This window comes from Asanoa sp. NPDC050611 (assembly GCF_040654855.1).
In the GTDB taxonomy this organism is placed as follows: Bacteria; Actinomycetota; Actinomycetes; order Mycobacteriales; family Micromonosporaceae; genus Asanoa.
Genome location: NZ_JBFAIU010000597.1, coordinates 1 through 2,414, shown reverse-complemented (window position 1 = coordinate 2,414; position 2,414 = coordinate 1). Strand labels below are relative to the sequence as shown.

The 2,414-nt window shown below is 70.6% G+C and carries 3 protein-coding genes; 1 reads left to right on the top strand and 2 read right to left on the bottom strand.

Annotated elements, in window-relative coordinates; all coding sequences use genetic code 11:
* Positions 1-415, bottom strand: a 415-nt coding sequence (locus tag AB0H87_RS40730; protein ID WP_360158884.1) for a hypothetical protein, incomplete at its 3' end; no start/stop codon positions are given.
* A 125-nt stretch (positions 416-540) separates the two neighbouring features.
* The gene (locus AB0H87_RS40725; protein WP_360158881.1) at positions 541-1,056 is read right to left on the bottom strand and encodes a nitroreductase family protein; all 516 of its coding nucleotides are present in this window, start codon (positions 1,054-1,056) and stop codon (positions 541-543) included.
* A 285-nt stretch (positions 1,057-1,341) separates the two neighbouring features.
* Between AB0H87_RS40725 and AB0H87_RS40720 the strand changes: the two genes are divergently transcribed.
* Positions 1,342-2,414: ROK family transcriptional regulator (locus tag AB0H87_RS40720; protein ID WP_360158878.1), on the top strand; the 1,073-nt coding region annotated here is incomplete at its 3' end.

Here is a 2,414-nt window from a genome sequence, read left to right as displayed (position 1 = left end):
GGCGGTCGTTCGACAGCTCGCCCTTCATTGCGTCGACGTAGGCGTCGCCGTTGCCGACGCGACTGTGCAGGTAGGACGACAGGTGGGCCAGGTTGTCGTAGGCGGCCGCGCCGTCCTGCGCCGTCTTGAGCCGGGCCCCGTCGAAGTAGCGGCTCTGCAGGTCGGCGAGGACGGGCTCGTAACGCCGCTTGCCGAGGTCGTCCAGTTGCGACCGGACCGCGGCCTCGGTCTCGGTGATCGACAGTTTCGCGTCGCGGGTGTACCGCGTGGTCGGGATCGCCGCGACCTCGGCCTGCCAGTCGCGGTTCTCCGCCCGCACGGGCGCCGTGACGGCGACCTGTGCGGCGACGACCGCCACCGCGGTGAGGATGAGGCTTCTTCGCGCACGCTGGCGCAGACGCGCGGAACCGCGCATGTGTCGCTCCCCCCGTTTATCAGTCCGCTGTGGACCCCGTGCCCCAGCGGACGCGGCGAGGGTAAGCAGGCGCGCGCAGACATGTCAATCCGTGAGTGTCCCACTCCACTGCGGAGTGGGCATGATCACCACTGACCTAGATGGACGACCTCGTCGAAGGGACGGCGGTCCGGCTTCGTCATCGGGCGCAGCGGCCGGTCCGCCGGGAAACCGACGCCGAGCATGAGCGCGACCTCGTGCGTGTCCGGCACGCCCAGGATCGCGCGGGCCCGGGCCTGGTCGCCGACCGAGGAGTGCCCCGTGCCGATGCCGAGATCGGTCGCGGCGAGCATCATCGCGTAGGTGGCCTGGCCCAGGTCGAACTGGTCGAGCACGGCCTGGCGGTCGTCACCGGGCACCGGCAGCACGAGCGCGATCGCGGCCGCCGCGCGGGCGATGTGCCCCGCGGCGTGCCACACGGTCGCCAGTTCGGCCAGCCGCGTCCGGTCTGTGACGACGACGAAATCCCAGTGCTGGCGGTTGGAGGCCGACGGCGCCCGGCGGCCGGCCTCGAGGATCCGGTGCAACTGCTCGTCGGAAACCGGATCGGCGGTGTACGCGCGAACGTTGCGCCGGGCACGGATCGCATCCCACGTCTCCATCAGGTCCCGAGTCTAGGACAGCGGCGGTGGCGAAACAGTCATTAACGCGTACCAGATCACGCTTTCCGGTCCGGTGTTCTGCGTGGAGCAGCCAGAACTCGCGTGCTGCGATGGATCATGAATGAACGACACCGACGCGGATAGCCAATCTTCCCGGCCAATCGGGCGGCGTTCTGCATGGACTGTTCATAATGGAGTCCTGTTTTCGCGCTGCGTGGGGCACAGTATTGACTGCTATCGCCACCCGACCCGATACTCGGTCCCACCCCGAGCGGAAGAGGTGCGATGTCGTCTCCGGTCCCGTCCGCGCAGCGCTCGGCCAACCGTGCCCGGGTCGTCCGCGCGTTGCGGGAGCGCGGGGCGCAGAGCCGGCGCGCGCTCGCCGAGATCGGGTTGTCCCGCTCCACCGTCAAGAGCGTCATCGAGGAGCTGCTCGACGACGGCACGATCACGGAGGTGTCGGCCGCCGAGCGCGGCACCGGGCGACCGCCCACGCTCGTCGGGCTCAAGGGCGACCTCGGCGTGGCGGTCGGCATCGAGATCGCCAACGGCACGGTGCGCGCGGCCGTCTGCGACACCGCCCAGCGGCTCCTGCTGCACGACGCGGTGCCGATGGACGACCACACCCCGCCCGAGGCCACGCTCAAGACCGCGAAGACCCTCGTCGAGCACATGCTCGACCGGCTCGGGCTCGGCAGGGACCGCGTGATCGGTGTCGGCGTCGCGATGCCGGGCCCGATCCAGCGCAACACCGGTGTCAACGGCCGGGCGACGACGCTCAAGCCGTGGGTCAACGTCAACCCCGACCAGGCCGCGTCCGCCGTGCTGCGGATGCCGCTGCTGGTCGGCAACGACGCCAACTTCGCCGCGCTGGCCGAGACCACCTGGGGTGTGGCCCGCGGCATGCGGGACGTCGCCTACGTCTACACGGCCTCGGGCATCGGGGTCGGGTTCATCCTGGGCGGCGCGCTCTACGTGGGCGCCAACGGGACGGCCGGCGAACTCGGCCACACCACGATCGACGAGAACGGCGAGGTCTGCCGGTGCGGCGGGCGGGGGTGCCTCAACACGCTCGCGAACGCCGACTCGATCACCCAGAAGCTGTGGCGGAGCCACCACGACCGGCTCTCCATCGCCGACGTGATCAAGATGGCGCAGATGGGCGACGTGGGCTGCCGGCGGGTCATCGCCGACGCCGGCCGCCACATCGGCCTGGCCGCGGCCAACATGTACAACCTGCTCGACCCGGAACTGATCGTCCTCGGTGGAAACCTCGCACCGGCGGGCGAGATCCTGCTCGCTCCCCTGCGCGAGGGCCGGCTTCCGCGTGGTCGGCACCCGCGAACGCATCGGCCGCC

What these genes read in the sequence shown, in the direction of transcription:
- AB0H87_RS40725 (WP_360158881.1), bottom strand. Translation starts at nt 1,056, where the DNA reads ATGGAGACGTGGGATGCGATCCGTGCCCGGCGCAACGTTCGCGCGTAC.